This is a genomic window from Terrimesophilobacter mesophilus (genome assembly GCF_014200375.1).
Lineage (GTDB): Bacteria > Actinomycetota > Actinomycetes > Actinomycetales > Microbacteriaceae > Terrimesophilobacter > Terrimesophilobacter mesophilus.
This window is the reverse complement of sequence record NZ_JACHBP010000001.1, coordinates 1,204,197-1,228,852: the sequence shown is the minus strand read 5'-3', so window position 1 is coordinate 1,228,852 and position 24,656 is coordinate 1,204,197. Positions and strand designations below refer to the sequence as shown.

The following is a 24,656-nucleotide window of genomic DNA, read 5'->3' as shown; positions in this document are numbered from 1 at the left end:
CTCGTGGGAGGGCAGTGGCGCGACGCGTTCGCGTTCGCCGTCCTCATCCTCTTCCTTACCCTGAGGCCGACGGGCATCCTCGGCGAGCGTGTCACGGAGCGTGTGTGATGACCATCGACAACAGCACCGAGAGCATCCACACGGTGGAGGGCGGCGGCAAGAAGCGAGGCGCCGCTGCCTGGATCAGCAGCGTCTTCGAGAACAAGTACATCGGGCTGGTGGCGCTCGCCATCGCGCTGCTCATGCCCTTCCTCATCGCCACGCCGTACGCGATCAACATCATGACCACGGCGGCCATCTTCGTGGTGCTCGCAGCCGGCCTGAACATCGTCGTCGGCTACTGCGGACTTCTCGACCTCGGCTACATCGCGTTCCTCGCGGTGGGCGCGTACACGGCGGGGATCATCGCGAAGGCGTTCGAGCTGCCCGTCCTGTTCACGCTTCCGGCCGTGGTCATCATGTGCATCCTCGCGGGGCTCATCATCGGTGCGCCCACTCTGCGGCTGCGCAGCGACTATCTCGCGATCGTGACGCTCGGGTTCGGTGAGATCACGAGGATCACCGCGAACAACCTCACGATCACGGGTGGACCGTCGGGCATCTACAACATCCCCGGTTTCCTCTCCATCGGGGGAATCGACTTCCAGAACCCGATCATCTTCTACTACCTCACGGTGCTCATCGTCGCCGGGCTCGTGCTCGCGGCCGCGAGGCTCGGGAAGTCCCGGCTCGGGCGCGCCTGGAAGTTCGTGAAGGAGGACGAGGACGCCGCGGAGGCGATGGGCATCCACACCTACAAGGTCAAGCTGCTCGCGTACATCTTCGGCGCGGTCTGGGGCGGATTCGGCGGCATGCTGTTCGCCTCCCACCTGACCGCGATCTCACCCATGAGCTTCGTGTTCCTGCAGTCCGCGCTGGTCCTCATGGCCGTGGTGCTCGGCGGAATGGGGAACATGAAGGGTGTCGTGCTCGGCGCGCTCGCCATCAGCCTTCTGCCCGAGCTCCTGCGGGACTTCGCCGCGTACCGGTACCTGCTCTTCGGCCTGCTGCTCGTCGTCGTCATGGTGTTCCGGCCGCAGGGCCTGTGGCCACCGCGGGGGGCAGAGGCCGAACGGACCAAAGCCCAGCGGGAAGCCGCAGCCTTCGCGAACGGATTGAAGAAGTGAGCGCGGTGCTGGAGGTCAAGGACCTCGAGATCTCGTTCGGAGGTGTCAAGGCGGTGGACGGCCTGAGCTTCAGCGCGAACGCGAAGGAGATCATCGCGGTCATCGGGCCCAACGGGGCCGGCAAGACCTCGGCGTTCAACTGCATCACCGGGTTCTACAAGCCGACCGGCGGATCCGTGAAGCTCAATGGCGCCGATGTCACGGGCCAGCGGCCGGCCGACATCGCGCACGCCGGCGTTTCGAGGACCTTCCAGAACCTGAGGCTCTTCCACGACATGACCGTGCTCGACAATGTTCGGGCGGGAATGCACCTCTACGGCGGCCAGAACTTCTTCGACGCGATCTTCCACACGCCCCGGTTCAAGCACAGTGAGGCGCACTACACCGAGGAAGCCCACTACTGGCTCGACTTCGTCGGCTATCGGGGACGCAGGGGCGTGCCGATCCGCAACCTCTCCTACGGGCAGCAGAAGCAGGTGGAGATCTCGAGGGCGCTCGCCCGCAAGTCCGATCTGCTCCTGCTCGACGAGCCAGCCGCCGGCCTCAACCACTCCGAGAAGCAGTCGCTTCTCGAACTGGTTCGCCGCATCCGGGACCTGGGCACAGCCGTCGTGCTGATCGAGCACGATATGGGGCTCGTCATGGAGGTGTCGGAGCGGATCGTGGTCATGAACTTCGGCAGGGAGATCGCCGACGGGACGCCGGCGGAGGTCAAGGCGAATCCGGCCGTCATCGAGGCGTATCTCGGCAGGGATGACGACGCCGACGACCAGGACCAGGAGGTGGCGGCTCATGGCGATGCTTGAGTTCGACGACGTCGATGTCTTCTACGGCAAGGTGCAGGCCCTGCGCGGGCTCAGCCTGCAGGTCGAGGAGGGTGAGATCGTCGCGCTGCTCGGGAACAACGGAGCGGGCAAGACGACGACGCTCTCGACCGCGTCGGCGCTCATGAATCCGAGTTCCGGCAGCGTGCAGTTCAATGGGACGGACATCTCGAAGGGCAAGCCGTGGGATGTCGTGGGGGCAGGGCTCATCCACGTCCCGGAGGGCCGTCGGATCTTCAGCACCCTCTCCGTGCACGAGAACCTGCTACTCGGCGGGTATCTCGTGAAGAACCGCGCACTCGTCGCCTCCCGGCTGAAGCATGTCTACGAGTTATTGCCGCTCCTGGAGCAGCGTCGGTCCCAACAGGGCGGCACCCTGTCGGGCGGGGAGCAGCAGATGCTCGCGATCGGCCGCGCGCTCATCGCGGGACCGAAGATGCTCATGCTCGATGAGCCGTCGATGGGGCTGGCACCGCTCATCGTGGCGCAGGTCATGCAGGTGATCAGCGACATCCGCGACCAGGGGACGACTGTTCTCCTGGTGGAGCAGAATGCGCGCGCCGCCCTGAAGGTCACCGACCGCGCGTACGTCATCGAAGAGGGCGCGACGACGCTCGAAGGCAGGGCGAAGGACATGATCGCCGATCCGAGGATCATCGACGCCTATCTCGGCGCCTGACGCGCTCGAGGGTCTGGCGACCACGGGGCGGTTCTTAGTAGTATGTAACATATTATGCGCGCGGAAGGGCCGGGAATATGAGGCAACGAGCTGTGGTGATCGGCGCCGGCATCGTCGGTTCCGCCGCCGCGCGCAGCCTTGCCAAGGCCGGCCTGGATGTCGTCGTCGTCGACAGGTCCGCCCCGGCATCCGGCACCACCGCCCACGGTGAGGGGAACCTCCTGGTGTCGGACAAGGCGCCGGGACCCGAGCTCGTCATGGCGCTCGCGGCCGCCGCGGCCTGGCCGGGCCTCGTGCGCGAGCTGGAGGACGAACTCGGCGAGGAGTTCCCCCCGCTCGAATTCGAGGCGAAGGGCGGGCTCGTCGTCGCGACGACCGAGCAGGGCGCAGGGCCGTTGCTGGCGTTCGCATCGCGGCAGCGTGCGGCAGGGGTCGACGCTCGGGAGATCACGGTGGAGGATGCGCTGCGCCTCGAGCCGGACCTCAATCCCGCCATCACCGCGGCTGTCCACTATCCGCAGGACTCGCAGGTGCAGCCCGTCGCCGTCTCCGAGGCGCTGCTGGCCTCCGCGCGGCGGCACGGTGCGACGGTCATGGCCACGACCGGCATCGTCGGCCCGATTCTCGGGGGTTCGGGAGAACTCGTCGGTGTGCGCACCGATCGCGGGGAGCTGAGGGCAGACGCCGTGGTCGTCGCGGCCGGCCCATGGTCGGGTGAGGTGGCGAGGACCCTCGGCGTCTCGGTTCCCGTTCGGCCTCGTCGGGGCATGGTCCTCGTGACCTCCAGGATGCCGAGACGAATCTTCCACAAGGTCTACGACGCGGACTACGTGGGCGCTGTCGGATCCGACGACGCGTCCCTGCAGACCTCGAGCGTCGTGGAGGCCACCGAGTCCGGAAACGTGCTCATCGGCTCCTCCCGCCAGCAGCTCGGGTTCGACGACCGGCTGCGTGTGGACACGATCTCGGCGATCGCCACCAAGGCGCTTCGCCTCTTCCCGTTCCTGTCCGAGCAGCCCGTCATCCGCACCTATGGCGGCTTCCGGCCGTACATGCCAGACCATCTCCCCCTGGTCGGACCGGATCACCGGCTCGCCGGCCTGTGGCATGCCACGGGACACGAGGGTGCGGGGATCGGCCTTGCCCCGGTGACGGGAGACCTGCTGGCCGCCATGATCACCGGCACGGAACCGCTGTTCGATCCCGCGCCGTATGCACCGTCCCGGCCGAGTCTCGCCCCCTACCTCGAGGCGGTCGCCTAGTGGGCGCGCGAGCGGTGCCGGCCGGTGAGGACCCCATCCGGCCCGACGCGGCGGGTACCGTCACCATCCGCGTCGACGGCCTGGAGGTCAGTGGAATCGATGGTCAGAGCATCGCTGGAGTGCTCATGGCGTCCGACCGCCTGGAGTTGAGGAGAACGGCACGCGGCGACCGGCCGCGCGGGGTGTTCTGCGGAATCGGTGTGTGCTTCGACTGCATCGTGGAGGTCAATGGCGTGCACGACGTCCGCGCGTGCCAGCGCAGGGCTCACGACGGAGACACGGTCATCACCACCGGTGACGGCGCGCGACGAAGCGGAGCAGTCTCGTGAGGCAGGTCGTCATCGTGGGGGCAGGGCCGGCCGGGCTCGCCGCGGCAAGAGCTGCGCGCGGTGCCGGCGCCGACGTTGTCCTCCTCGACTCGTCGGATGCCCTCGGTGGGCAGTTCTGGCGCCATCTTCCGGAGTCGCGGCCCTCACAGCACGAGAAGCGCCTCCACCACGGGTGGGATCGATTCCGCGAACTCCGCGATTCCCTCGAGGCGGACCCGAGGGTGCGCATCGTCCGCGGTGGACAGGTGTGGGCCATCGAGACCTTCGCCGGTGTCGCCGTGCACGTCGTCGTCGGCGAATCCGACGGAGCCCTGCGCGACCGCGAGGTGTTCGCCCCGGATGCCCTCGTACTGGCGACGGGTGCCCACGACCGCACCCTTCCGTTCCCGGGGTGGGACCTGCCAGGGGTCTTCACGGGCGGCGCAGCGCAGGCACTCGCCAAGGGCGAACGCATCGCGGTGGGGCAGCGAGTGATCGTGGCCGGAGCGGGCCCGTTCCTGCTGCCCGTCGCGCAGTCGCTCGCGTCGACGGGTTCCACCGTGCTCGCCGTGCTCGAGGCGAACAGCGCGGGGAGCATCATCCGGGGATGGTCCCGCCGGCCCTGGGAACTGATCCCCGCCTCGGGCAAGGGCATGGAACTCGTCGGCTACGCCGCCGGGCAACTGAGACATCGCATTCCGTACCGCACCGGGCGCGCGGTCGTCGCCGCCCACGGGACGGACCGAGTCGAGTCGGTCACGGTCGCCGCCCTCAACGCGGACTGGTCGCCCATCCCAGGGTCCGAACAGCGGGTCGAGGTCGACGCGGTGTGCGTGAGCCACGGTTTCACGCCCAGGCTCGAGCTCGCCGTGGCTGCGGGATGCGACCTGTCGGGCGAGGGGTTCGTCGTCGTCGACGACGACCAGCTCACGAGCACGCCGGGCGTGTACGCTGCGGGCGAGATCACCGGGATCGGCGGGGTCGACCTCGCCATCGCCGAGGGGGAGATCGCGGGCCGTCATGCGGGCGGGGCGCTCGGGGGTGCGGCATCCGCCCGTCGTCGTCGCCGGGTCTTCACGGGCTTCGCGAAACGCATCGAAGCGGCGCACGGCATCAAACCGGGCTGGACGGGCTGGCTCACCGAGCCGACCATCGTCTGCCGCTGCGAGGAGGTCACCTGCGGCGCCATCCGCCAGGCCGCGCGCACCACCCGATCCGAGTCGCTGAGGTCTCTGAAACTGACGACGCGCGCGGGCCTCGGCATCTGCCAGGGGCGGATGTGCGGCAGAACCGTCGAGGACCTCCTGGGCGCGGCGTCGACCGAGGGTTCCCTCCAGGACGATGCGAGCCCCCACCGCAGACCCATTGCCTTCCCACTCCGGCTCGGCGAACTCGCCGATCCAACACGTCAGCTCGAACACGAAACATCGAAAGGAACACAGTGAGCAGCCAGAACTTTGATCTCGGAGGCGTCGTCGTCGCGACCACGCTGCCCTTCAAGGAGGATTCGTCGGCCCCGGCCGGTCTCGCCGTCGACTGGGACCGGTTCGCCGAGCACTGCGACTTCCTCATGAACAACGGGTGCCGCGGCGTCGGCCCGAACGGCTCGCTCGGCGAATACGAGGCCCTCACGGACGAGGAGCGTCGCAGGGTCATCCAGGTCGCCGTCGAGGCGGTAGACGGACGCGGCATCGTGATCGCGGGCGTCCACGGCACCGGATGGCACACGGCGAAGAAGTGGGCGGAGTACGCGAAGGAAGACGGCGCGGACGGCCTCCTGCTCCTGCCGCCGACGATCTACAAGGCGACGGACGACGAGGTCGTGGAGCACTTCACGAGGGTGGCCGAGGTCGGCCTGCCGATCATGGCGTACAACAACCCGTTCTCCACGAAGATCGACCTCATGCCGGGGCTCGTCGCCAGGCTCGCGGAGATCCCCGAGGTCGTGGCGGTCAAGGAGTTCTCCGGCGACATCCGGCGCATCCTGGCGATCAGGGAACTGTGCGACATCGACATCATCTGCGGCACGGACGACCTGCTGTTCGAGTCCCTCGTCGTCGGGGCGGATGGCTGGTTCGCCGGCTATCCGAACGCGTTCCCCAAGGAGGCGGTGGAGATCTACGACCTCGTCAAGGCGGGCGACATCCCCAGCGCGTTGAAGATCTATGAGCAGCTCGTGACGGTGTTCCGGTGGGACACGACGATCGAGTTCGTGCAGGCCATCAAGCTCTCCATGGACATCCACGGCGAGACCTACGGCGGCCCGTGCCGTCCTCCGCGTGGCCCGCTGTCCGCGGAGCAGCATGCGAAGGTCACAGCGGACACCAAGAAGGCACTCGACTTCATCGCGAGCCGTAAGGTCTGAGTATGCGTTCGAAGCGGATGTTCACGGCGGTCGACTCCCACACCGAGGGGATGCCCACGAGGGTGGTCACCGGCGGTGTGGGCGTCATCCCCGGCTCGACCATGAACGAGAAGCGGCTGTATTTCATGGAGCACCTGGACGACATCCGGCTGCTCCTCATGAACGAGCCGCGCGGGCATTCGGCGATGAGCGGTGCGATCCTCCAGGCCCCGACCCGGCCGGACGCCGACTGGGGCGTCGTCTACATCGAGGTCTCCGGATGCCTGCCCATGTGCGGCCATGGCACGATCGGCGTCGCGACGGTGCTCGTGGAGACGGGCATGGTGGAGGTCACGGAGCCCGTGACGACCATCCGGCTCGACACCCCCGCCGGACTCGTCATCGCGAGGGTGGATGTGAGCGACGGGCACGCGGATTCCGTGACGATCGAGAACGTTCCCTCCTACACCGTGCGGCTGGATGCCACGGTGGAGGTTCCCGGATACGGGACAGTGCCGTACAGCCTCGCCTTCGGCGGCAACTTCTACGCCATGGTCGACCTCGATGCGGTCGGACTCGAGTTCGATCGCGCCGACCAGGAGGAGATCATGGCGGCCGGCCTCGCGATCATGACCGCGATCAACGAGACCGACCCGCCGAGCCATCCGGAGATCGAGGGAGTCGATCACTGCCACCACGTGGAGTTCATCGCGCCGGGTTCGGATGCGAAGCACTCGCGGCACGCGATGGCGATCTACCCCGGGTGGTTCGATCGCTCCCCTTGCGGCACCGGAACGTCGGCCCGCATGGCCGAGTTGTACTCGCGGGGTCAGCTCGGATTGAACCAGGACTTCCTCAACGAGTCGTTCATCGGCTCCTGCTTCACCGGCCGACTCATCTCGGAGACCACCGTCGCGGGGATGCCGGCTGTCATCCCGACGATCACCGGCCGGGCATGGGTCACCGGCATCGGGCAGTACCTTCTCGACCCGAGCGATCCGTTCCCCACCGGCTTCCAGTTCTGACCCAGGAGACACACGACCATGACCACGCAGGATCTCGACGCCATCGCCGCGCGGGCGGCCGAAGCCGCACCGCTGTGGGCCGCCACCCCTCCGCGACAGCGCGCGAAGGCGCTCGTGGCGGCGGCCGATGCCCTGCTCGCCGCGCAGGCCGAACTCGTCGCGACGGCGATGGAGGAGACCGGGCTCTCCGAGGCCCGGCTATCCGGAGAACTGAAGCGCACGGCGGTGCAGCTCAAACTCTTTGCGGATGTCGTCGTCGACGGCGGCTATCTCGACGTGCGCATCGACGATGCGGATCCCGACTTCGTGCTCGGGGTGCGGCCTGACGTGCGCCGGTACCGTGTTGCGGTCGGGCCGGTGCTCAACTTCGCCGCGAGCAACTTCCCGTTCGCGTTCTCCGTCGCCGGTGGCGACTCCGCGGCTGCTCTGGCGGCGGGGTGCCCGGTCATCGTCAAGGCCCACTCCGGGCATCCGAGGCTCTCCGTGCAGACAGCGGAGATCGTGTCCGCTGCGCTCAAGTCCGAGGGCGCTCCGACGGGCGTGTTCCAGTTGATCTCCGGCCAGCAGGCCGGCGTCGACATGCTCAAGGATCCGCGCATCAAGGCGGGCAGCTTCACCGGTTCGATCCGGGTGGGGCGGATGCTCGCCGACATCGCGGCGGCCCGGCCGACTCCCATCCCCTTCTATGGGGAACTCGGGAGCGTGAACCCGGTGTTCGTCACGGGCGCCGCGCTCGCGGAGAACGCCGACGGCATCCTCGACGGTTTCATCACGAGTGTGTCCGGATCGGCCGGTCAACTGTGCACGAAGCCCGGGTTCCTGTTCGCTCCTGCGGGGAACACGATCGGCGAGGGGATCGCCTCGCGCACCGCGGGGATCCCAGAGCATCGACTCCTGAACCCCGCCATCACGGCCGGATACCGGGCTCGGCGCGACGCCGTCCTCGGCACGCCGGGTGTGAGGGTTCTCGCAGAGGGCAGCCTTCGGATCGACGAGGACGGCCAGGGATGGGCGACACCGACGATCGTCTCCGCCCCGGTGAGCGTGCTCGAGGGCAACCGGGCGGAGCTTCTCGAGGAGTCCTTCGGGCCGCTCTCGGTCATCGCAGAGTACGACAGCGTCGACGAGCTCGCCTCGATCGCGGAAGACCTGTTCGAGGGGAACCTCACCGGTACGGTGCACGCGGCGAAGGGCGAGGACACGCCGGCCCTCCACGCCCTGGTCGCCTGGCTCACCCGCAGCACCGGGCGCGTCCTCTTCGGCGGATGGCCGACCGGCGTCGCCGTCACCCCTGCCATGCAGCACGGTGGCCCGTGGCCTGCGACGACGAACGACTCGAGCACCTCGGTGGGAACCGCCGCGATCGCGCGATTCACCCGCCCGGTCGCCTTCCAGAACGCACCGCAGGCGATGCTGCCCGAGCCGCTCCGCGACGACAATCCGTGGGGCGTGCCGCAGCACCGCGCCCCGGCCGGCGAATCGTCGGCGTGGGGAGATCTGGCGTAATCCCGGGGCCGGCGCCCCGCGTCGCCATAGCATTGCAGCATGAACCATCCGCACGACCAGAGCCAGTACCAGGTCCGTTTCGACTGGGGCTTGGCCGGCGCTGAGACGGTCGCCGCGGGTGTGGACGTGATCGTCGTGGTCGACGTGCTGTCGTCCCCGTCGGGCTCCGGCGTGGCACTCGGGTCACGGCCGGCTCAGAAGCCGGCGGCACCGGGCGCCGCCATCGTCGCCGGGTCGCTGCGGAACCGCACGGCGGTGGCCGAATGGGTGCTCGCGCGGCAGTCGGAGAAGGGAGACCGGTTTGCGGTGGCGATCATCGCATCCGGTGAGGCGCGCGCGGATGGCAGCGTCCGTTTCGCCGTCGAAGACCAGCTCGCCGCCGGCGCGATCATCGACGCGCTTGCCGCAGTGGGGATCGACTACTGCTCCCCAGAGGCGGCGGCCGCGTGCGCGGCCTTCACCGGTCTGCGCGGCGCGATCGGTCACCTCGTGAGCGCTTCGGCGAGCGGCAAAGAGTTGATCGAGCAGGGGTTCGCGGTAGACATCGAACGCGCCTCGGAGGTCGATTCCTCGACGGCGGTGCCGGTACTGAAGGAATACGCCTTCGGTGGATGACGTTGCTTCAGGTGAACCTGAGGAGTCACCATGAAGGCAGTATTGAACGGCACAGTGATCGCTGAGGCGTCGAAGGACGACCTCGTCTCCATCGAGGGCAACTGGTATTTCCCACCGTCGAGCGTGAAGCCGGGGCACCTCACTGAGAGCCCGACCCCCTACACCTGTCCATGGAAGGGCGTGTGCCAGTACTTCACCGTCTCCGATGGCACGGTGTCCCTGCAGGATCGCGCCTGGAGCTACCCGAACCCGATGCCGAGTTCCTTCGAGCGAGTCGGTCAGGACTACAGCAACTACGTCGCGTTCTGGAAAGAGGTCCAGGTCGTCGACTGATGCCCGTTGCGGAGTGCCCGTTTCCGCGTGTATAAAGTGAAGTGATCAATAACTTCCGGGGGGAATGATGAAGATCACGGGGAAACTTCAGAGGCTTGCCCTCGCGGCGACGGTTGCCGTTGTGACGGCAGTCGGCACGGTGGGCATCGGCGCAGCATCGGCGCAGGCCGCCGGCGTCGACGACGTCGCGTCGTGGATCACGGATGCCACGCTGGATCGGCTCGGTGTCACCGTGGCGGACCCTGCGCTCTCCGAAGCTCTTCGAGGCGCCGTGCAGTCCGCCGTCGACTCCGGGCTGATCACGACCACGGTCGAGGATCTTGCGGAGCAGGCCGTCGAGGACCCTGACTCGGTCAGTGACGAGGACGTCGATGGCACTCTCGACGGCGAACTCGAGGAGCAGACGGGTGTCTGGCAGGACATCGCCCTCGCCTGGCACACGGCCTTCGATGAGATCAAGGCCGACTTCGCGGAGTGCCGCGCAGCGACGAAGGACGGCGCCACCGAGGGTGACACGACTGAGGGTGACACCACCGAGGGTGACACCACCGAGGGTGACACCACCGAGGGTGACACGACCGAGGGTGACACGACCGACGACAGCACGGTGACGCACGGCGTATCCGAGTGCGCACACGAGTTCCGCTACGCGATGCAACTCAATCACCTCGAAGCGTGGCAGGCACGGCATGACGCCAAGCTCGCCAGGATCGCCGCGTTGCCTGACGGGCAACGTGAGAAGGCGATGGCCATCTTCGAGGCTCAGGGTGAGAGGGCCGCACAGCGACTCGAGAAGGCGGCTGCCCTGCTGGAGAGGCAGACCGGGGACAAGACCCACGGTCCCAAGTCGGACGACCAGCGCGGCAACAAGGGACACAACAAGTCCGACCGCGGCAACTCGCAGCGCGGCAACTCTGGCAAGTGACGTGAGGCGCGGGCCGGCGGTCGCGGTCGCTCTCGCGCTGCTCTCCGGTGTTCTGATCGGGGTCGGAGTGACCGGGTGCACCCCGGTCCCGGCATCAGAATCGGCCATCCTCAGCGGTCCATTGCCGGCGGACGTCTCGGCTCAGAACGTCGTGTTGGCGGCGATACTTCTGAGGACGTCGGATATCGATGCAGCGGTCGCCGACGGGCTGGTCACCCCGGCAGAGGTCGACGCGGCGAAACTCGCGATCGAGCAGGGAACCGTCGACCTGTGGCGCCAGCGCGCAGAGAGTGACCGCAACCGCTGACAGCCGTTCAGGCGGTGCGCGTAGCGGTCCTGGACCGGTGCGCGCGCACCTTCGCCCGGTTGCCGCAGCGCTGCATCGAGCACCACCGGCGGTTGCCGCTGCGCGAGGTGTCGAGATAGAGGTAGCGGCAGTCCTCGGCGGCGCACTCCCGGATGCGCCCGCCGGCTTCCGCTGCGAAGATCCGCACGGCGTCGCGCGCGATCGCCGACAGCGCCTGGGTCGCCCGCACGGCACCGGCACCGGCCTGGCGTGAACCGCGAGCCAGCACGGGCGGGATGTCGGGCGTCGCCGCGAACAGGTTGACGATGTCGACGTCGGATGCCGCGGCCTGTTCGCCGGCGATCGCTCCGGACGCGAGCCCGACGATCGCCGCGCGCAGCATGAGGGCGTCGCTCAGTTCGCGCTCGCCGATGGACGAGTCGGCGCGCGGAAACCGCTCGAGCAGCCAGGCGCCGAGGTCGGCTGGGGCGTACAGGGTTTCGCGATGCTCGCCGTTGACGGCGCCCGTCCAGGCGAAGTCGAGCGCGAGCGCTCCGGCATCGAACCACCAGCGCACGCCGTCCACCGGCTCGAGCCACTGGCCGGTCGCGGTCTCCATGTAACCAGTATCGACAGTTACCGCCATCGCGCGGGGAGGCCGGCCGCGCGCCTCACGGGCCGAGCGCGCCGAACCCCGTCACAGCATCCATCCGAGCCAGAGTCCGAGCCCGGCGACGATGACCGCGAGGGCGAGCATCCCGAACGAGTTCGCTACAGCGGCCCACCAGCGCTTCTCCTGCACGAGTCGGAGCGTGTGAAAGCTCGTCGTGCTGAAGGCGGTGAACCCGCCCACGAGTCCCGCGCCGAGGGCGATCGCCCACGGCTGGGGCAGCATCCGCCCTTCGAGGAGGCCGGTGAGGAATCCGAGCGCAAAAGATCCGCTGACGTTGATGATCGTCATGGCGATCGGGTACTCGGGTCTCACCCGCCGGTGAATGACCCCGTTGAGCGCGAGTCGGAGCGCAGCGCCGATCCCGCCGGCCGCGGCGACCAGGAGCGGGAACAGGGTCATTCCGGCACCTCGGGATGACGTTCCGCGTGGCGCTGCCAGCGCGCGGCGGCGAAGATGCCCAGCCACGTCGCGAGCGCTCCGAGCGCGATCGTGGCCACCCCGTATGTCACAGCCAGAACCACCTCGCCGCGCTCGGCGACGTTCACGATGTCCAGAGCGAGCTCCGCGTAACTCGTGAGCGCACCGAGGAACCCGACCCCGACCACGATCCGGAGCGCACGCCTGCGGCTCGTCTCCGTACCGACCGACAGCGACTGCAGGAGCGCCCCCAGCAGGAACGGCCCGAGGAGGTTCACGAGCATCGTTCCCGTGTTCAATGTCGCCCAGGTCGGTGCCACGAGGGTCAGTCCGAAGCGGACGAGCGTCCCGAACGCTCCGCCGAGCAGGGCCATGCCGAGATAGCCCGGTCGGATGCGCACGGCGATCGGTACGCCGACGATCGTGCGCGCAACCTCGATGTCGCTGTTCATCGGGAGCCTGTTGCGGGAGCGGCGCCACAGCCGATTCATGCGGCGCCAGCCCGATGGTTCGGATGCCGATTTCTCAGGTTCGCCCACCGGTCGATTATCGCCCCGTTCGCCGCACATGCAGTGCCGCGCACCAGCGAGGCCCGCGCTCTAACCCGCGGCGGCCCGCCGCCTGGCCGCCGCCGTCACGATCCGGTGCGACCAGGAGATGAGGTTGCGCTCGTCGAACCGCTTCGAGCACCTCCCGCACGACATGGGCCGAGTCGGGCGTCGGTAGCGGTACAGTTCATGACCGGCAGGGCAGATGCCGCGCCAGGGTGCGAGTTCGTCGGCGACCGTCCCATCGTGCGTGCGCTTGCCGACATAGCCGAGTTCCCGGGCGGTCGATCGCCAGAGGGGCCCATGGCCGGCGTGCTTGCCGGCCAGCGCGTGGGCCGTCTCGTGCAGCAGCACCTGGTGGATCTCGTCGTCGTCGAAGCGCGTGGCGAGATAGCGGGACACCGTGATCCGCTTCGCCCGGTAATCGCACAGGCCGGCCCGCGTCTTGGCGGAGTCGAAGCCGAACGACCACTCCGCGGGGTCGAGGTGCAGGGCGATGAGGGCATCCGCCCATCGCCTTACCCGCACCAGATCCGCCACGGTTCGACGATAACCCGAACGTCCGTCGAAACGCGGACCGCGATCGAGCCTGTCCGGAACTCCTCACTGCGGTGGCCTGTGGAGGGGAGCCGGTCACCCTTCCGTGAGCGGCACGAGCCGCACCTGGAGGAGCTTGTCGTCCCCGGACCGGGGTGATCCGCGACCGTCCGTGTTGTTGGTGAGGATCCACAGCGACCCGTCCGGACCGGGCACGACATCCCGCAGCCGTCCGTATTCGCCGGTGAACCACGCCGTCGCGTCCGGTACGAGCGGGTAGACCGCCCACAGCCGCTGGCCGCGCAACGACGCCATGAAGAACGTGTTGTCGACGAAGGCCAGGCCGCTCGGGCTCGCATCGGAGGTCGGCCACTGGAGTACCGGGTCGACGAAGCCGGCCCTGCCGCCCTTGCCCTCCACGATCGGCCAGCCGTAGTTCTTCCCCGGTTCGATCCGGTTGAACTCATCCCAGGTGTTCTGCCCGAACTCGGATGACCACAGCTGTCCGCTCGCATCCCACGCGAGACCCTGCGGGTTGCGGTGCCCCATCGAGTACACGAGAGAGCCGGGGAACGGGTTGTCGCCGGGCACGCTTCCGTCGAGGTTCATGCGCAGGATCTTGCCGTTGAGCGAGTTCTCATCCTGTGCGCGACCGGGCTGCCCCGCGTCGCCGACTGTCGCGTAGAGCAGGCCATCCGGTCCGATCGCGATGCGTCCGCCGTTGTGGTTGCCCGCCTTCGCGAGGCCGGTCAGAATCGGCTGCTGGTCACCCAGCGCGTATGCGCCCGCCGCGCCGAGAAGAGGCATCCGCACGATCCGGTTGTCGGTTGCGCTCGTGTAATAGGCATAGAGATTGAACGTCCCGTCGATGGTGAGCGCGGCGAGACCCAGCAGGCCGCCTTCACCGCCATGGTCCACACCGGCGACCGTTCCGACGGTGCGAACCGTGCCGTCTGCGGTGTACTCGAGCACCCTTCCGGAGTCGCGCTCGCTGATGAGCGCGGACCCGCTCGAGAGCCGAACGATCGACCAGGGGGCGGACAGCCCGGTCGCGAGCACGGTGGGCGTGCCCGCCGGTGACACCCCCGGGCCGCGTGACCCCGAGGGCCCCGGCGACACCGACGGTGCACGCGGACTCGGCGACTCGGATGTCGGCGGCGTACAACCCACCAGCAGCAGGGCGATGGCCCCTGCGACCACTCCGTTCAATATCCTCCTGCGCATGCTTCCATCATTCAGGAGTCGACGGAACCGGTGGGGAGAACGTTATCCAACCGTGCGCGCGTCAGCGCTGGCGGAAGATGCTCGCCGAGGGCAGCGGGGAGGCGATCGCCGTCGTATCCGTCACGACGAGCGCCCCGGCGATCCAGTCGGTGAGTTCGCGGCCGGTGACGACCTTCGCGGGATGCGGTCCGCCGGCGAGCAGGCGCGGCATCCACTCGAGGGGGAGCGGCCGAGCCGAGCCGGCGAGCACGACGTTGCCGAACCGGCGTCCCTTGAGGATCTGCGGCTCGGCGAGTGCCGCAACGTGCCCGATCGTCGACGACAGCGTGGCGGCCTGCCCGCGCGCGAAGGCGAGCCCGGGCCCATCCGCCACGTTCACGAGCACGATTCCGTCCGGCGCGAGCAGGCTCACCGCGTCACGGTAGAACTCCGCGCTCGTCACGTGGGCCGGCGTGCGGGCCCCGCCGAACACATCCACGATGAGCAGATCGACCTGGCCGCGAAGTCCCTCCGGCAACCGACCGATGACCTCGCGCGCATCGCCGTAGCGCACCCTGATGGATGCCTGCTTCGACCACGGAATCACCCGCCGGACAAGGTCGACGAGGTCCGGCTCGAGCTCGATGACCTGCTGGCGCGATCCGGGGCGGGTCGCCTCGATGTAGCGAGGCAGTGTGAGCGCGCCGGCCCCGAGGTGCACCGCGGTGATGGGCGCTCCCGGCAGTTTCAGCAGATCGATGACGTGGCCCATCCGCTGGATGTACTCGAAGAAGAGCTGCGACGGGTCCTCGATGTTCACGTGCGATTGGGGCGTCCCGTCGACGACGAGCGTGTACGAGCCCGGCACCCAGCGGTCGGGCTCGATGACCGCGCGGAATCCGCTCAGCTGCAGGACCACCGACGGATTCGCCTTCACTCCTTCACCTTCGCACACGGCGGGACCTCTCCCTCGCAGGATCCGGATGCCGGAGTTGCTCGCCGTTGCCGCCGGCGTGAGGGGTACCCCGGCAACCGCTGGCATTCTCGGGAAGGCAAGGCGAGAATAGGAGAGTGATCCCGTTGACCGAACCGCAGGTGTGGACGATGATCGGCGTCTTCACGGCCCTCATGTTCGGCATGCTCACAACGGTCTCGACGCTCTTCGTGCGGGTCGTGCGCAGCGAGGTCAGTGGCTTGCGTGGTGAACTCGGGGGCAAGATCGACGGCATCGGTCGCGACGTCCAACTGCTCATGCGCCGGGAGTTCGGCATTGATCGCGAGTGATCGAAGCCTGCGAAGGGCGCTAGTGTCGAGGCCATGAGCCTCGCAGCACAGAAGCCCGAACCGAAGCGCGTCCTGCCGCCGGGGATGCGCACCCAGCTCGACGCGTCCTCGTTCCAGGGGCCGGCGACCTTCGGCATGCGCCCGCTGCTCACCGAGCCGGAGCAGCTCGATGAGTGGCAACCGGATGTCGCGATCGTCGGCGCGCCGTGGGACGACAACACCACGAACCGGCCCGGTGCCCGTTTCGGACCGAGGGCCATGCGCGCGAACGCCTACGACCCCGGCACCTACCACCTCGACCTGCAGGTCGAGATGTTCGACCACCTCGAGGTCATCGACTACGGCGACGCCATCATGAGCCACGGCATGTGGGAGCCGTCGAAGGAGGCCATCCACCAGCGGGTCGGGGAGATCGCCAGTCGCGGCATCATCCCCATCATTCTCGGCGGCGACCATTCGATCACCTGGCCCGCAGCCACCGCCGTCGCGGAGCATCACGGGTTCGGCAACGTGGGCATGATCCACTTCGATGCACACGCCGACACCGCTGAGCACATCGACGGAAACCTGGCGAGCCACGGCTCTCCCATGCGCCGGCTCATCGAGTCCGGCGCGATCCCCGGGCACAACTTCATCCAGGTCGGCCTGCGCGGGTACTGGCCGGGCGAAGAGGACCAGAAGTGGATGCGCGACAACGGCCTGCGGCACCACCCCATGCAGGAGGTCTGGGAGCGCGGAGCGAAGGACGTCATGAAGGATGTCATCGCCGAGGCGCTCGACGGAACCGACGCGATCTACCTCTCGATCGACATCGATGTCCTCGACCCCGGCTTCGCACCCGCGACCGGCACGCCGGCGCCCGGCGGCTTCGCGCCCATCGACCTGCTGCGCATCGTGCGTCAGATCGTGCTCGACACGAACGTCGTGGCGATGGATGTCATGGAGGTCGCCCCCGCCTACGACCACGCCGACATCACGATCAACAACGCGCACGGACTCATCTGGGAGGCCCTCGCCGCCATGGCATACAAGAACAAGGGCGCCTTATAGCGCAGATTTCAGAGCCGGTCAAGATTTAACTGGACACGCCGGAAAATCCGGCCTATAGTTGTTCCTTGCGCTCCCAGATAATCTCTGCCTTCATATTGCGGTCGGCCGCGCATGCCCGGACAGTTCAGCCCAGCGGCATATTCCCATGGGCTCCGGCCAATGGGATCTGGCGAGTCGTGAAGCCCACACATCACCGACTGTAACCGGCCCATGAAGGCCACCGGAGGTTATTTCCTTGGCTGCTGCGCGCAACGCATCCACCTCGAATTCATCCAAGAAGTCCCTCAAGAACGGTCGCTCTGCAGAGCGTCTCTCGTTCGCGAAGATCACTGACACCCTGACGGTCCCCGACCTTCTGGCTCTGCAGACCGAGAGCTTCGATTGGCTCGTGGGCAACGACCTGTGGAAGGAACGCGCTGCCGCGGCGAAGGCCGCCGGTCGCCAGGACCTCCCGTCGCTCACCGGGCTCGAGGAGATCTTCGAAGAGATCTCGCCCATCGAGGACCTCGGTGAGACGATGCAGCTCTCCTTCACGAACCCGTTCCTCGAGGAGAAGAAGTACACGATCGACGAGTGCAAGGAGAAGGGCAAGACCTACTCCGCTCCGCTCTACGTCGAGGCCGAGTTCATGAACCACCTCACCGGTGAGATCAAGACGCAGACGGTCTTCATGGGCGACTTCCCGCTCATGACCCCGAAGGGCACCTTCGTCATCAACGGCACGGAGCGCGTCGTCGTCTCCCAGCTGGTCCGGTCGCCCGGCGTCTACTTCGACCGAGTGCAGGAGAAGACGTCGGACAAGGACATCTACTCCGCCCGCATCATCCCGAGCCGTGGCGCATGGCTCGAGTTCGAGATCGACAAGCGCGACCAGGTCGGCGTGCGCATCGACCGCAAGCGCAAGCAGTCCGTGACGGTCTTCCTCAAGGCGCTCGGCATGACGAGCGAGGAGATCCTCGAAGCCTTCAAGGGATACGCGTCGATCGAGGCGACACTCGAGAAGGACACCATCCTCACGAAGGAGGAGGCGCTCAAGGACATCTACCGCAAGCTGCGCCCGGGCGAGCAGGTGGCCGCGGAGGCCGCTCGCGCACTCCTCGACAACTTCTACTTCAACTCGAAGCGCTACGACCTCGCGAAGGTCGGCCGCTACAAGATCAACCGCAAGCTGGGCCTCGAGGCTCCGCTGTCCAACTCGGTGCTGAGCCAGGAAGACATCATCGCGACGATCAAGTATCTTGTCGCGCTGCACGAAGAGCAGAAGACGATCCCCGGCACGCGCGAGGGCAAGAAGGTGGACATCCGCCTCGACGTGGACGACATCGACCACTTCGGCAACCGCCGCATCCGCGCGGTCGGCGAGCTCATTCAGAACCAGGTGCGCACGGGTCTGTCCCGCATGGAGCGCGTCGTGCGCGAGCGGATGACGACGCAGGACATCGAGGCGATCACCCCGCAGACCCTGATCAACGTGCGCCCTGTCGTCGCCGCGATCAAGGAGTTCTTCGGAACGTCCCAGCTCTCGCAGTTCATGGACCAGAACAACCCGCTCGCGGGCCTGACCCACAAGCGCCGCCTGTCCGCGCTCGGCCCCGGCGGCCTCTCCCGTGAGCGCGCCGGCGTCGAGGTCCGTGACGTCCACCCGTCCCACTACGGCCGCATGTGCCCGATCGAGACTCCCGAAGGCCCGAACATCGGCCTGATCGGATCTCTCGCATCGTTCGCCCGGATCAACTCGTTCGGGTTCATCGAGACCCCGTACCGCCGCGTGGTCAAGGGCAAGGTCACCGAGACGATCGACTATCTCACCGCGAGTGAGGAAGACGAGTTCGTCGTCGCTCAGGCCAACGCGCCGCTCACGAGCGACTCGCGCTTCGCCGAGGACCGCGTCCTCGCCCGCTCGAAGGGCGGAGAGGTCGACCTCTTCCCGGTGGAGGAGATCGGCTACATGGATGTCTCCCCGCGCCAGATGGTGTCGGTCGCGACCTCCCTCATCCCGTTCCTCGAGCACGACGATGCGAACCGCGCCCTCATGGGCGCGAACATGCAGCGCCAGGCCGTTCCGCTCCTCATGAGTGAGAGCCCCCTCGTCGGTACCGGCATGGAGGGCTATGCGGCCATCGACGCCGGAGACGTTCTCACGGCGGATGCCGCCGGTGTCGTCGCCGAGGTCTCCGCGGATGTCGTGACGGTGCAGCTGGACGCGGGCGGAACGCAGGACTACTACCTGCGCAAGTTCGACCGCTCCAACCAGGGCACGAGCTACAACCACCGTGTGATCGTGAACGCGGGCGACCGCGTCGAGGCCGGCGAGGTCATCGCCGACGGCCCCGCGACCGAGAAGGGCGAGCTCGCGCTCGGCAAGAACCTCCTCGTCGCGTTCATGCCGTGGGAGGGCCACAACTTCGAGGACGCCATCATCCTCAGCCAGAACCTCGTGAAGGACGACGTGCTCTCCTCGATCCACATCGAGGAGTACGAGGTCGACGCCCGCGACACGAAGCTCGGCAAGGAGGAGATCACCCGTGACCTCCCCAATGTCAGCCCGGAGCTGCTGGCCGATCTCGACGAGCGCGGCATCATCCGCATCGGCGCCGAGGTCCGCCCGGGCGACATCCTCGTCGGAAAGGTCACGCCGAAGGGCGAGACCGAGCTCTCCGCGGAGGAGCGCCTGCTGCGCGCGATCTTCAACGAGAAGAGCCGCGAGGTCCGTGACACGAGCCTCAAGGTTCCGCACGGTGAGGAGGGAACGATCATCGGCGTCAAGGTCTTCGACGCGACGGATGGCGATGACGAGCTCGGCTCCGGCGTCAACCAGCGCGTGGTCGTGTTCATCGCCCAGAAGCGCAAGATCACCGAGGGCGACAAGCTCGCCGGCCGCCACGGCAACAAGGGCGTCATCTCGAAGATCCTGCCGGTGGAGGACATGCCGTTCCTCGCCGACGGAACCCCGGTGGACATCATCCTGAACCCGCTCGGCATCCCCGGCCGGATGAACTTCGGCCAGGTGCTCGAGACCCACCTCGGATGGGTGGCGAAGCAGGGCTGGGAGATCGAGGGCAAGCCGAAGTGGGCCGCGAAGATCCCGGAGTCCGCGTACAAGGCTGCGCCGGGCACCAAGGTCGCGACGCCGGTGTTCGACGGTGCGCTCGAGTCCGAGATCGAGGGTCTGCTCGACTCCACGACGAAGACGCGCGACGGAGACCGCCTCATCGACTCGACCGGTAAGACCCGGTTGTTCGATGGTCGTAGCGGCGAGCCGTTCCCGGAGCCGGTGTCGGTCGGATACATGTACATCCTGAAGCTGCACCACCTTGTCGACGACAAGATCCACGCACGCTCGACGGGTCCGTACTCGATGATCACCCAGCAGCCGCTCGGCGGTAAGGCCCAGTTCGGCGGCCAGCGCTTCGGCGAGATGGAGGTGTGGGCGCTCGAGGCCTACGGCGCCGCATATGCGCTGCAGGAGCTGCTCACGATCAAGTCCGACGACATCCTCGGCCGCGTCAAGGTGTACGAGGCGATCGTCAAGGGCGAGAACATCCAGGAGCCGGGTATCCCCGAGAGCTTCAAGGTGCTCATCAAGGAGATGCAGTCGCTGTGCCTCAACGTCGAAGTGCTTTCGGCGGACGGCACGGCGGTGAGCCTCAAGGACACGGATGACGAGGTCTTCCGTGCTGCTGAGGAGCTCGGCATCAACATCTCCGCCCGGTTCGAGAACTCGTCGATCGACGAGATCTAGCCCGCGGCCCATCAACTTCTCAACGAATTAGGCATTAGGAGAAACATTGCTCGACGTCACTACGTTTGATGAGCTTCGTATCGGACTCGCTACGGCGGAGGACATCCGCAAGTGGTCCCACGGCGAGGTGAAGAAGCCGGAAACGATCAACTACCGCACGCTCAAGCCGGAGAAGGACGGCCTGTTCGGCGAGCAGATCTTCGGTCCGAGCCGCGACTGGGAGTGCTCGTGCGGCAAGTACAAGCGCGTGCGCTTCAAGGGCATCGTGTGCGAGCGCTGTGGGGTGGAGGTCACCAAGTCCAGCGTGCGCCGCGAGCGCATGGGCCACATCGAGCTCGCAGCACCGGTCACCCACATCTGGTACTTCAAGGGCGTCCCGAGCCGTCTCGGTTACCTGCTCGACATGGCGCCGAAGGACCTCGAGAAGGTCATCTACTTCGCCGCATACATGGTCATCTCGGTGGATGAGGAAGGCCGTCACGCCGACCTGCCCGGTCTCGAGAACGAGATCCGCCTCGAGATGAAGGAGCTGGAGAACCAGCGCGACGCCCGCGTCGCCGATCGCCTCCAGCGCCTGGAGACCGACCTCGCCGCCCTGGAGGAAGAGGGCGCCAAGGCCGACCAGAAGCGCCGCACGAAGGATGCTGCCGAGAAGGAGATGGGCCAGACCCGTAAGTCCTTCGACGAGCAGATCAACCAGCTCGAGCGCGTGTGGGAGGACTTCCGCAACCTGAAGGTCGGCGACCTGAAGCCGGAGGATTCCGTCTTCCACGAACTCCAGGATCGGTTCGGCATCTACTTCGAGGCGTTCATGGGCGCCGAGGCCATCCAGAAGCGCCTGCAGGCGTTCGACCTCCGGGCCGAGTCCGACAACCTCCACGACGAGATCGCCAACGGCAAGGGCCAGAAGAAGATCCGCGCGATCAAGCGTCTGCGCGTCGTCAACTCGTTCCTGCAGACCGGCAACTCGCCGGCCGCCATGGTGCTCGAGGTCGTCCCGGTCATCCCGCCGGAGCTCCGCCCCATGGTGCAGCTCGACGGTGGCCGTTTCGCGACCTCCGACCTCAACGACCTGTACCGCCGTGTGATCAACCGCAACAACCGCCTCCGCCGCCTGCTCGACCTCGGCGCACCGGAGATCATCGTGAACAACGAAAAGCGGATGCTGCAGGAGGCCGTCGACGCCCTGTTCGACAACGGCCGCCGTGGCCGCCCGGTCACGGGCACCGGCAACCGTGCGCTCAAGTCCCTGAGCGACATGCTCAAGGGCAAGCAGGGCCGGTTCCGCCAGAACCTGCTCGGCAAGCGCGTCGACTACTCCGGTCGTTCGGTCATCGTCGTCGGCCCGCAGCTCAAGCTTCACCAGTGCGGTCTTCCGAAGCAGATGGCGCTCGAGCTGTTCAAGCCGTTCGTCATCAAGCGCCTCATCGACCTGAGCCACGCGCAGAACATCAAGAGCGCGAAGCGCATGGTCGAGCGGAGCCGCCCGCAGGTGTGGGACGTGCTCGAGGAGATCATCCGCGAGCGCCCCGTGCTGCTGAACCGCGCACCGACCCTTCACCGTCTGGGTATCCAGGCGTTCGAGCCGCAGCTCGTGGAGGGCAAGGCCATTCAGCTCCACCCGCTCGTGTGCGCCGCGTTCAACGCCGACTTCGACGGCGACCAGATGGCGGTTCATCTGCCGCTGTCGGTCGAGGCTCAGGCCGAGGCGCGCATCCTGATGCTCGCGTCGAGCAACATCCTGAAGCCGTCGGATGGCCGTCCAGTGACCCTGCCCACGCAGGACATGATCATCGGCCTGCACCACCTGACAACGCTCAAGGAGGGTGTCGTCGGCGAAGGCCGCGCATTCTCGAGCGTCGCGGAGGCCGTGCTCGCGATGGACCAGGGCACGCTCGACCTCAACGCGAAGGTCCGCATCCGCCTCACGGATGTCGTGTTCCCCGCCGGGCAGACCCCCGAGGGCTACACGGGCGGGCCGGTGCTCAAGGAGACGACCCTCGGTCGCGCGCTCTTCAATGAGACGCTTCCCGCGGACTACCCGTACGTCGAAGCCGTCGCCGACAAGGGCGCACTCTCCGGGATCGTCAACGATCTCGCGGAGCGCTACCCCAAGGTGGAGGTCGCCGCGACTCTCGACCGTGTGAAGGATGCCGGATTCCACTGGGCGACCCGCTCGGGCGTCACCGTCGCGCTGTCCGACATCCTCACGCCGCCGAACAAGCGGCAGATCATCGAGGGCTACGAGAAGCAGGCCTCGAAGGTCCAGTCCCAGTTCGAGAAGGGTCTCACGACCGACGCCGAGCGTCGCCAGGAACTCATCGAGATCTGGAACAAGGCAACCGCTGAAGTCGCGAAGGCGATGGAAGACAACATGCCGGATGACAACACCATCAACCGGATGGTCACCTCCGGTGCTCGTGGTAACTGGATGCAGGTCCGCCAGATCGCCGGTATGCGCGGTCTCGTGTCGAACCCGAAGGGTGAGATCATCCCGCGTCCGATCATCTCGAGCTACCGTGAGGGCCTCTCGGTCGCCGAGTACTTCATCGCCACGCACGGTGCCCGCAAGGGACTGGCGGACACGGCGCTGCGCACGGCCGACTCGGGCTACCTCACGCGTCGTCTCGTCGACGTCTCCCAGGATGTCATCATCCGCGAGGACGACTGCGGCACGACGAAGGGTCTCGACCTGCTCGTCGCATCGGTGAACTCGGAGGGTGTGCTCGTCGCAGACCCGAACATCGAGAACTCGCTCTACGCGCGCAGCCTCGCCGAGGATGCGACGGATGCCAAGGGCAACGTGGTGGCCGAGGCCGGAGACGACGTCGGCGACGTGCTCATCGCCAAGCTCATCGCAGCGGGGATCACCCACGCGAAGGTCCGCTCCGTGCTGACCTGCGAGTCGGCTGTCGGTGTGTGCGCCGCGTGCTACGGACGGTCGCTCGCCACCGGCAAGCTCGTCGACATCGGCGAAGCGGTGGGCATCATCGCCGCCCAGTCGATCGGTGAGCCCGGAACGCAGCTCACGATGCGTACCTTCCACACCGGTGGTGTTGCGTCGGCGGATGACATCACGCAGGGTCTTCCCCGTGTGACCGAGCTGTTCGAGGCCCGCACCCCGAAGGGCGCGAGCCCGATCGCGGAGGCCGCCGGTCGTATCACGATCGAGGACACCGACCGCAGCCGCAAGCTGATCCTCACGCCGGACAACGGCGACGAGGAGATCGCGTACCCCGTGCTCAAGCGCGCGACGCTCCTCGTCGAGGACGGCGAGCACGTCGAGCTCGGCCAGCAGCTGCACGTCGGCGCGGTCGACCCCAAGGAGGTTCTGCGGGTTCGCGGTGTGCGTGCGGTGCAGGAGCACCTCGTCGGTGGCGTCCAGGGCGTCTACCGGTCGCAGGGTGTTCCGATCCACGACAAGCACATCGAGGTCATCGTCCGCCAGATGCTCCGCAAGGTCACGGTCGTCGACCACGGCGACACTGGCCTTCTGCCCGGCGAGCTCGTCGACCGTTCGCGGTACAACGAGTTGAACCGTGCCGCGCTCACCGAGGGCAAGAAGACGGCATCCGCCCGCCAGGAGGTCATGGGCATCACCAAGGCGAGCCTCGCGACGGAGTCGTGGCTGTCCGCAGCGTCGTTCCAGGAGACCACGCGTGTTCTCACGCAGGCCGCCATGGAGGGCAAGTCGGATCCGCTCATGGGACTCAAGGAGAACGTCATCATCGGAAAGCTCATCCCCGCGGGGACAGGACTGCCGGTGTACCGGAACATCTCCGTGGACGCGACGGAGGAGGCGAAGGCGGAGCGGTATCCGAACCGGATCTACTCCGACGAGTCATCGTTCACCGAGTCCGACCTGTCGTTCGTCGACTTCGACACGTTCAGCAGCGACGACTTCACGCCCGGCACTTACTCCTAGATCA

General features: G+C 67.2%; 23 protein-coding genes. 17 read left to right on the top strand and 6 right to left on the bottom strand.

Translation table 11 applies throughout. From position 1 onward, the window contains the following. Positions 1-107: 107 nt before the first annotated feature. The 13 genes from BKA04_RS06075 (at position 108) to BKA04_RS06015 (ending at position 11,294) form a co-directional block, all read left to right on the top strand. Positions 108-1,166, top strand: a complete 1,059-nt coding sequence (locus BKA04_RS06075) for a branched-chain amino acid ABC transporter permease (RefSeq protein WP_104095609.1) — start codon at positions 108-110, stop codon at positions 1,164-1,166. Then, positions 1,163-1,972, top strand: coding sequence for an ABC transporter ATP-binding protein (locus BKA04_RS06070; RefSeq protein WP_232841984.1), 810 nt, complete (start codon positions 1,163-1,165; stop codon positions 1,970-1,972). Before BKA04_RS06075 ends, BKA04_RS06070 begins: the two co-directional genes overlap by 4 nt. Next, entirely contained in the window at positions 1,959-2,669 is a 711-nt protein-coding gene (locus BKA04_RS06065) for an ABC transporter ATP-binding protein (RefSeq protein ID WP_104095608.1), read from the top strand. Before BKA04_RS06070 ends, BKA04_RS06065 begins: the two co-directional genes overlap by 14 nt. A gap of 77 nt (positions 2,670-2,746) precedes the next feature. Then, the gene (locus BKA04_RS06060) at positions 2,747-3,931 is read left to right on the top strand and encodes an NAD(P)/FAD-dependent oxidoreductase (protein ID WP_104095607.1); all 1,185 of its coding nucleotides are present in this window, start codon (positions 2,747-2,749) and stop codon (positions 3,929-3,931) included. Then, a complete protein-coding gene (locus tag BKA04_RS06055; RefSeq protein WP_232841983.1) occupies positions 3,931-4,260 on the top strand; it encodes a (2Fe-2S)-binding protein in 330 nt (109 codons plus the stop codon). The genes BKA04_RS06060 and BKA04_RS06055 overlap by 1 nt, the downstream gene beginning before the upstream one ends. Next, positions 4,257-5,684, top strand: coding sequence for an NAD(P)/FAD-dependent oxidoreductase (locus BKA04_RS06050; protein WP_104095606.1), 1,428 nt, complete (start codon positions 4,257-4,259; stop codon positions 5,682-5,684). Before BKA04_RS06055 ends, BKA04_RS06050 begins: the two co-directional genes overlap by 4 nt. Further along, a complete protein-coding gene (locus BKA04_RS06045; protein ID WP_104095605.1) occupies positions 5,681-6,604 on the top strand; it encodes a dihydrodipicolinate synthase family protein in 924 nt (307 codons plus the stop codon). Before BKA04_RS06050 ends, BKA04_RS06045 begins: the two co-directional genes overlap by 4 nt. A gap of 2 nt (positions 6,605-6,606) precedes the next feature. Then, the gene (locus tag BKA04_RS06040; RefSeq protein WP_104095604.1) at positions 6,607-7,608 is read left to right on the top strand and encodes a proline racemase family protein; all 1,002 of its coding nucleotides are present in this window, start codon (positions 6,607-6,609) and stop codon (positions 7,606-7,608) included. Positions 7,609-7,626: 18 nt separating this feature from the next. Then, a complete protein-coding gene (locus tag BKA04_RS06035) occupies positions 7,627-9,114 on the top strand; it encodes an aldehyde dehydrogenase (NADP(+)) (protein WP_104095603.1) in 1,488 nt (495 codons plus the stop codon). 39 nt (positions 9,115-9,153) lie between these two features. Beyond that, positions 9,154-9,729, top strand: coding sequence for a 2-phosphosulfolactate phosphatase (locus tag BKA04_RS06030; protein WP_104095602.1), 576 nt, complete (start codon positions 9,154-9,156; stop codon positions 9,727-9,729). Between the two features lie 30 nt (positions 9,730-9,759). Next, entirely contained in the window at positions 9,760-10,062 is a 303-nt protein-coding gene (locus BKA04_RS06025; RefSeq protein WP_104095601.1) for a DUF427 domain-containing protein, read from the top strand. Positions 10,063-10,126: 64 nt separating this feature from the next. After that, positions 10,127-10,987 (top strand): hypothetical protein, encoded by an 861-nt coding sequence (locus tag BKA04_RS06020; RefSeq protein ID WP_104095600.1) that lies wholly within the window; start codon positions 10,127-10,129, stop codon positions 10,985-10,987. Position 10,988: 1 nt separating this feature from the next. After that, on the top strand, positions 10,989-11,294 hold the full coding sequence (locus BKA04_RS06015; protein WP_104095599.1) for a hypothetical protein: 306 nt from the start codon (positions 10,989-10,991) through the stop codon (positions 11,292-11,294). Positions 11,295-11,301: 7 nt separating this feature from the next. On the opposite strand, the gene BKA04_RS06010 is transcribed toward BKA04_RS06015, so the two are convergent. The 6 genes from BKA04_RS06010 to BKA04_RS05985 form a co-directional block, all read right to left on the bottom strand. Continuing rightward, positions 11,302-11,892, bottom strand: a complete 591-nt coding sequence (locus BKA04_RS06010) for a CGNR zinc finger domain-containing protein (RefSeq protein ID WP_104095598.1) — start codon at positions 11,890-11,892, stop codon at positions 11,302-11,304. Positions 11,893-11,970: 78 nt separating this feature from the next. Further along, positions 11,971-12,345, bottom strand: a complete 375-nt coding sequence (locus BKA04_RS06005; protein WP_104095597.1) for a fluoride efflux transporter FluC — start codon at positions 12,343-12,345, stop codon at positions 11,971-11,973. Continuing rightward, positions 12,342-12,815 carry a fluoride efflux transporter FluC gene (locus BKA04_RS06000; RefSeq protein ID WP_167309683.1) on the bottom strand — a complete coding sequence of 158 codons (474 nt, stop codon included), beginning with the start codon at positions 12,813-12,815 and terminating at the stop codon, positions 12,342-12,344. The genes BKA04_RS06005 and BKA04_RS06000 overlap by 4 nt, the downstream gene beginning before the upstream one ends. A 147-nt stretch (positions 12,816-12,962) precedes the next feature. After that, on the bottom strand, positions 12,963-13,451 hold the full coding sequence (locus BKA04_RS05995) for a SprT-like domain-containing protein (RefSeq protein ID WP_104095595.1): 489 nt from the start codon (positions 13,449-13,451) through the stop codon (positions 12,963-12,965). 93 nt (positions 13,452-13,544) lie between these two features. Further along, positions 13,545-14,672, bottom strand: a complete 1,128-nt coding sequence (locus BKA04_RS05990; protein WP_104095594.1) for a PQQ-dependent sugar dehydrogenase — start codon at positions 14,670-14,672, stop codon at positions 13,545-13,547. A gap of 61 nt (positions 14,673-14,733) precedes the next feature. After that, on the bottom strand, positions 14,734-15,588 hold the full coding sequence (locus BKA04_RS05985) for a spermidine synthase (RefSeq protein ID WP_104095593.1): 855 nt from the start codon (positions 15,586-15,588) through the stop codon (positions 14,734-14,736). Positions 15,589-15,722: 134 nt separating this feature from the next. On the opposite strand from BKA04_RS05985, the gene BKA04_RS05980 reads away from it, so the two are divergent. The 4 genes from BKA04_RS05980 to BKA04_RS05965 all read left to right on the top strand — a co-directional run bounded on the left by BKA04_RS05980 (position 15,723) and on the right by BKA04_RS05965 (position 24,652). Then, positions 15,723-15,935 (top strand): hypothetical protein, encoded by a 213-nt coding sequence (locus BKA04_RS05980; RefSeq protein WP_104095592.1) that lies wholly within the window; start codon positions 15,723-15,725, stop codon positions 15,933-15,935. A 33-nt stretch (positions 15,936-15,968) separates the two neighbouring features. Beyond that, positions 15,969-16,985 carry an agmatinase gene (speB, locus tag BKA04_RS05975; protein ID WP_104095591.1) on the top strand — a complete coding sequence of 339 codons (1,017 nt, stop codon included), beginning with the start codon at positions 15,969-15,971 and terminating at the stop codon, positions 16,983-16,985. 235 nt (positions 16,986-17,220) lie between these two features. Continuing rightward, a complete protein-coding gene (gene rpoB, locus BKA04_RS05970) occupies positions 17,221-20,727 on the top strand; it encodes a DNA-directed RNA polymerase subunit beta (protein WP_104095590.1) in 3,507 nt (1,168 codons plus the stop codon). A gap of 46 nt (positions 20,728-20,773) precedes the next feature. Further along, on the top strand, positions 20,774-24,652 hold the full coding sequence (locus BKA04_RS05965; RefSeq protein ID WP_104095589.1) for a DNA-directed RNA polymerase subunit beta': 3,879 nt from the start codon (positions 20,774-20,776) through the stop codon (positions 24,650-24,652). Positions 24,653-24,656 lie beyond the last annotated feature (4 nt).

Coding starts and splice junctions, on each gene's coding strand:
- BKA04_RS06075 (WP_104095609.1), top strand. CDS start 108: ATGACCATCGACAACAGCACCGAGAGCATCCACACGGTGGAGGGCGGC.
- BKA04_RS06065 (WP_104095608.1), top strand. CDS start 1,959: ATGGCGATGCTTGAGTTCGACGACGTCGATGTCTTCTACGGCAAGGTG.
- BKA04_RS06060 (WP_104095607.1), top strand. CDS start 2,747: ATGAGGCAACGAGCTGTGGTGATCGGCGCCGGCATCGTCGGTTCCGCC.
- BKA04_RS06040 (WP_104095604.1), top strand. CDS start 6,607: ATGCGTTCGAAGCGGATGTTCACGGCGGTCGACTCCCACACCGAGGGG.
- BKA04_RS06035 (WP_104095603.1), top strand. CDS start 7,627: ATGACCACGCAGGATCTCGACGCCATCGCCGCGCGGGCGGCCGAAGCC.
- BKA04_RS06030 (WP_104095602.1), top strand. CDS start 9,154: ATGAACCATCCGCACGACCAGAGCCAGTACCAGGTCCGTTTCGACTGG.
- BKA04_RS06025 (WP_104095601.1), top strand. CDS start 9,760: ATGAAGGCAGTATTGAACGGCACAGTGATCGCTGAGGCGTCGAAGGAC.
- BKA04_RS06020 (WP_104095600.1), top strand. CDS start 10,127: ATGATGAAGATCACGGGGAAACTTCAGAGGCTTGCCCTCGCGGCGACG.
- BKA04_RS06010 (WP_104095598.1), bottom strand. CDS start 11,892: ATGGAGACCGCGACCGGCCAGTGGCTCGAGCCGGTGGACGGCGTGCGC.
- BKA04_RS06005 (WP_104095597.1), bottom strand. CDS start 12,345: ATGACCCTGTTCCCGCTCCTGGTCGCCGCGGCCGGCGGGATCGGCGCT.
- BKA04_RS06000 (WP_167309683.1), bottom strand. CDS start 12,815: ATGAACAGCGACATCGAGGTTGCGCGCACGATCGTCGGCGTACCGATC.
- BKA04_RS05990 (WP_104095594.1), bottom strand. CDS start 14,672: ATGCGCAGGAGGATATTGAACGGAGTGGTCGCAGGGGCCATCGCCCTG.
- speB (WP_104095591.1), top strand. CDS start 15,969: ATGAGCCTCGCAGCACAGAAGCCCGAACCGAAGCGCGTCCTGCCGCCG.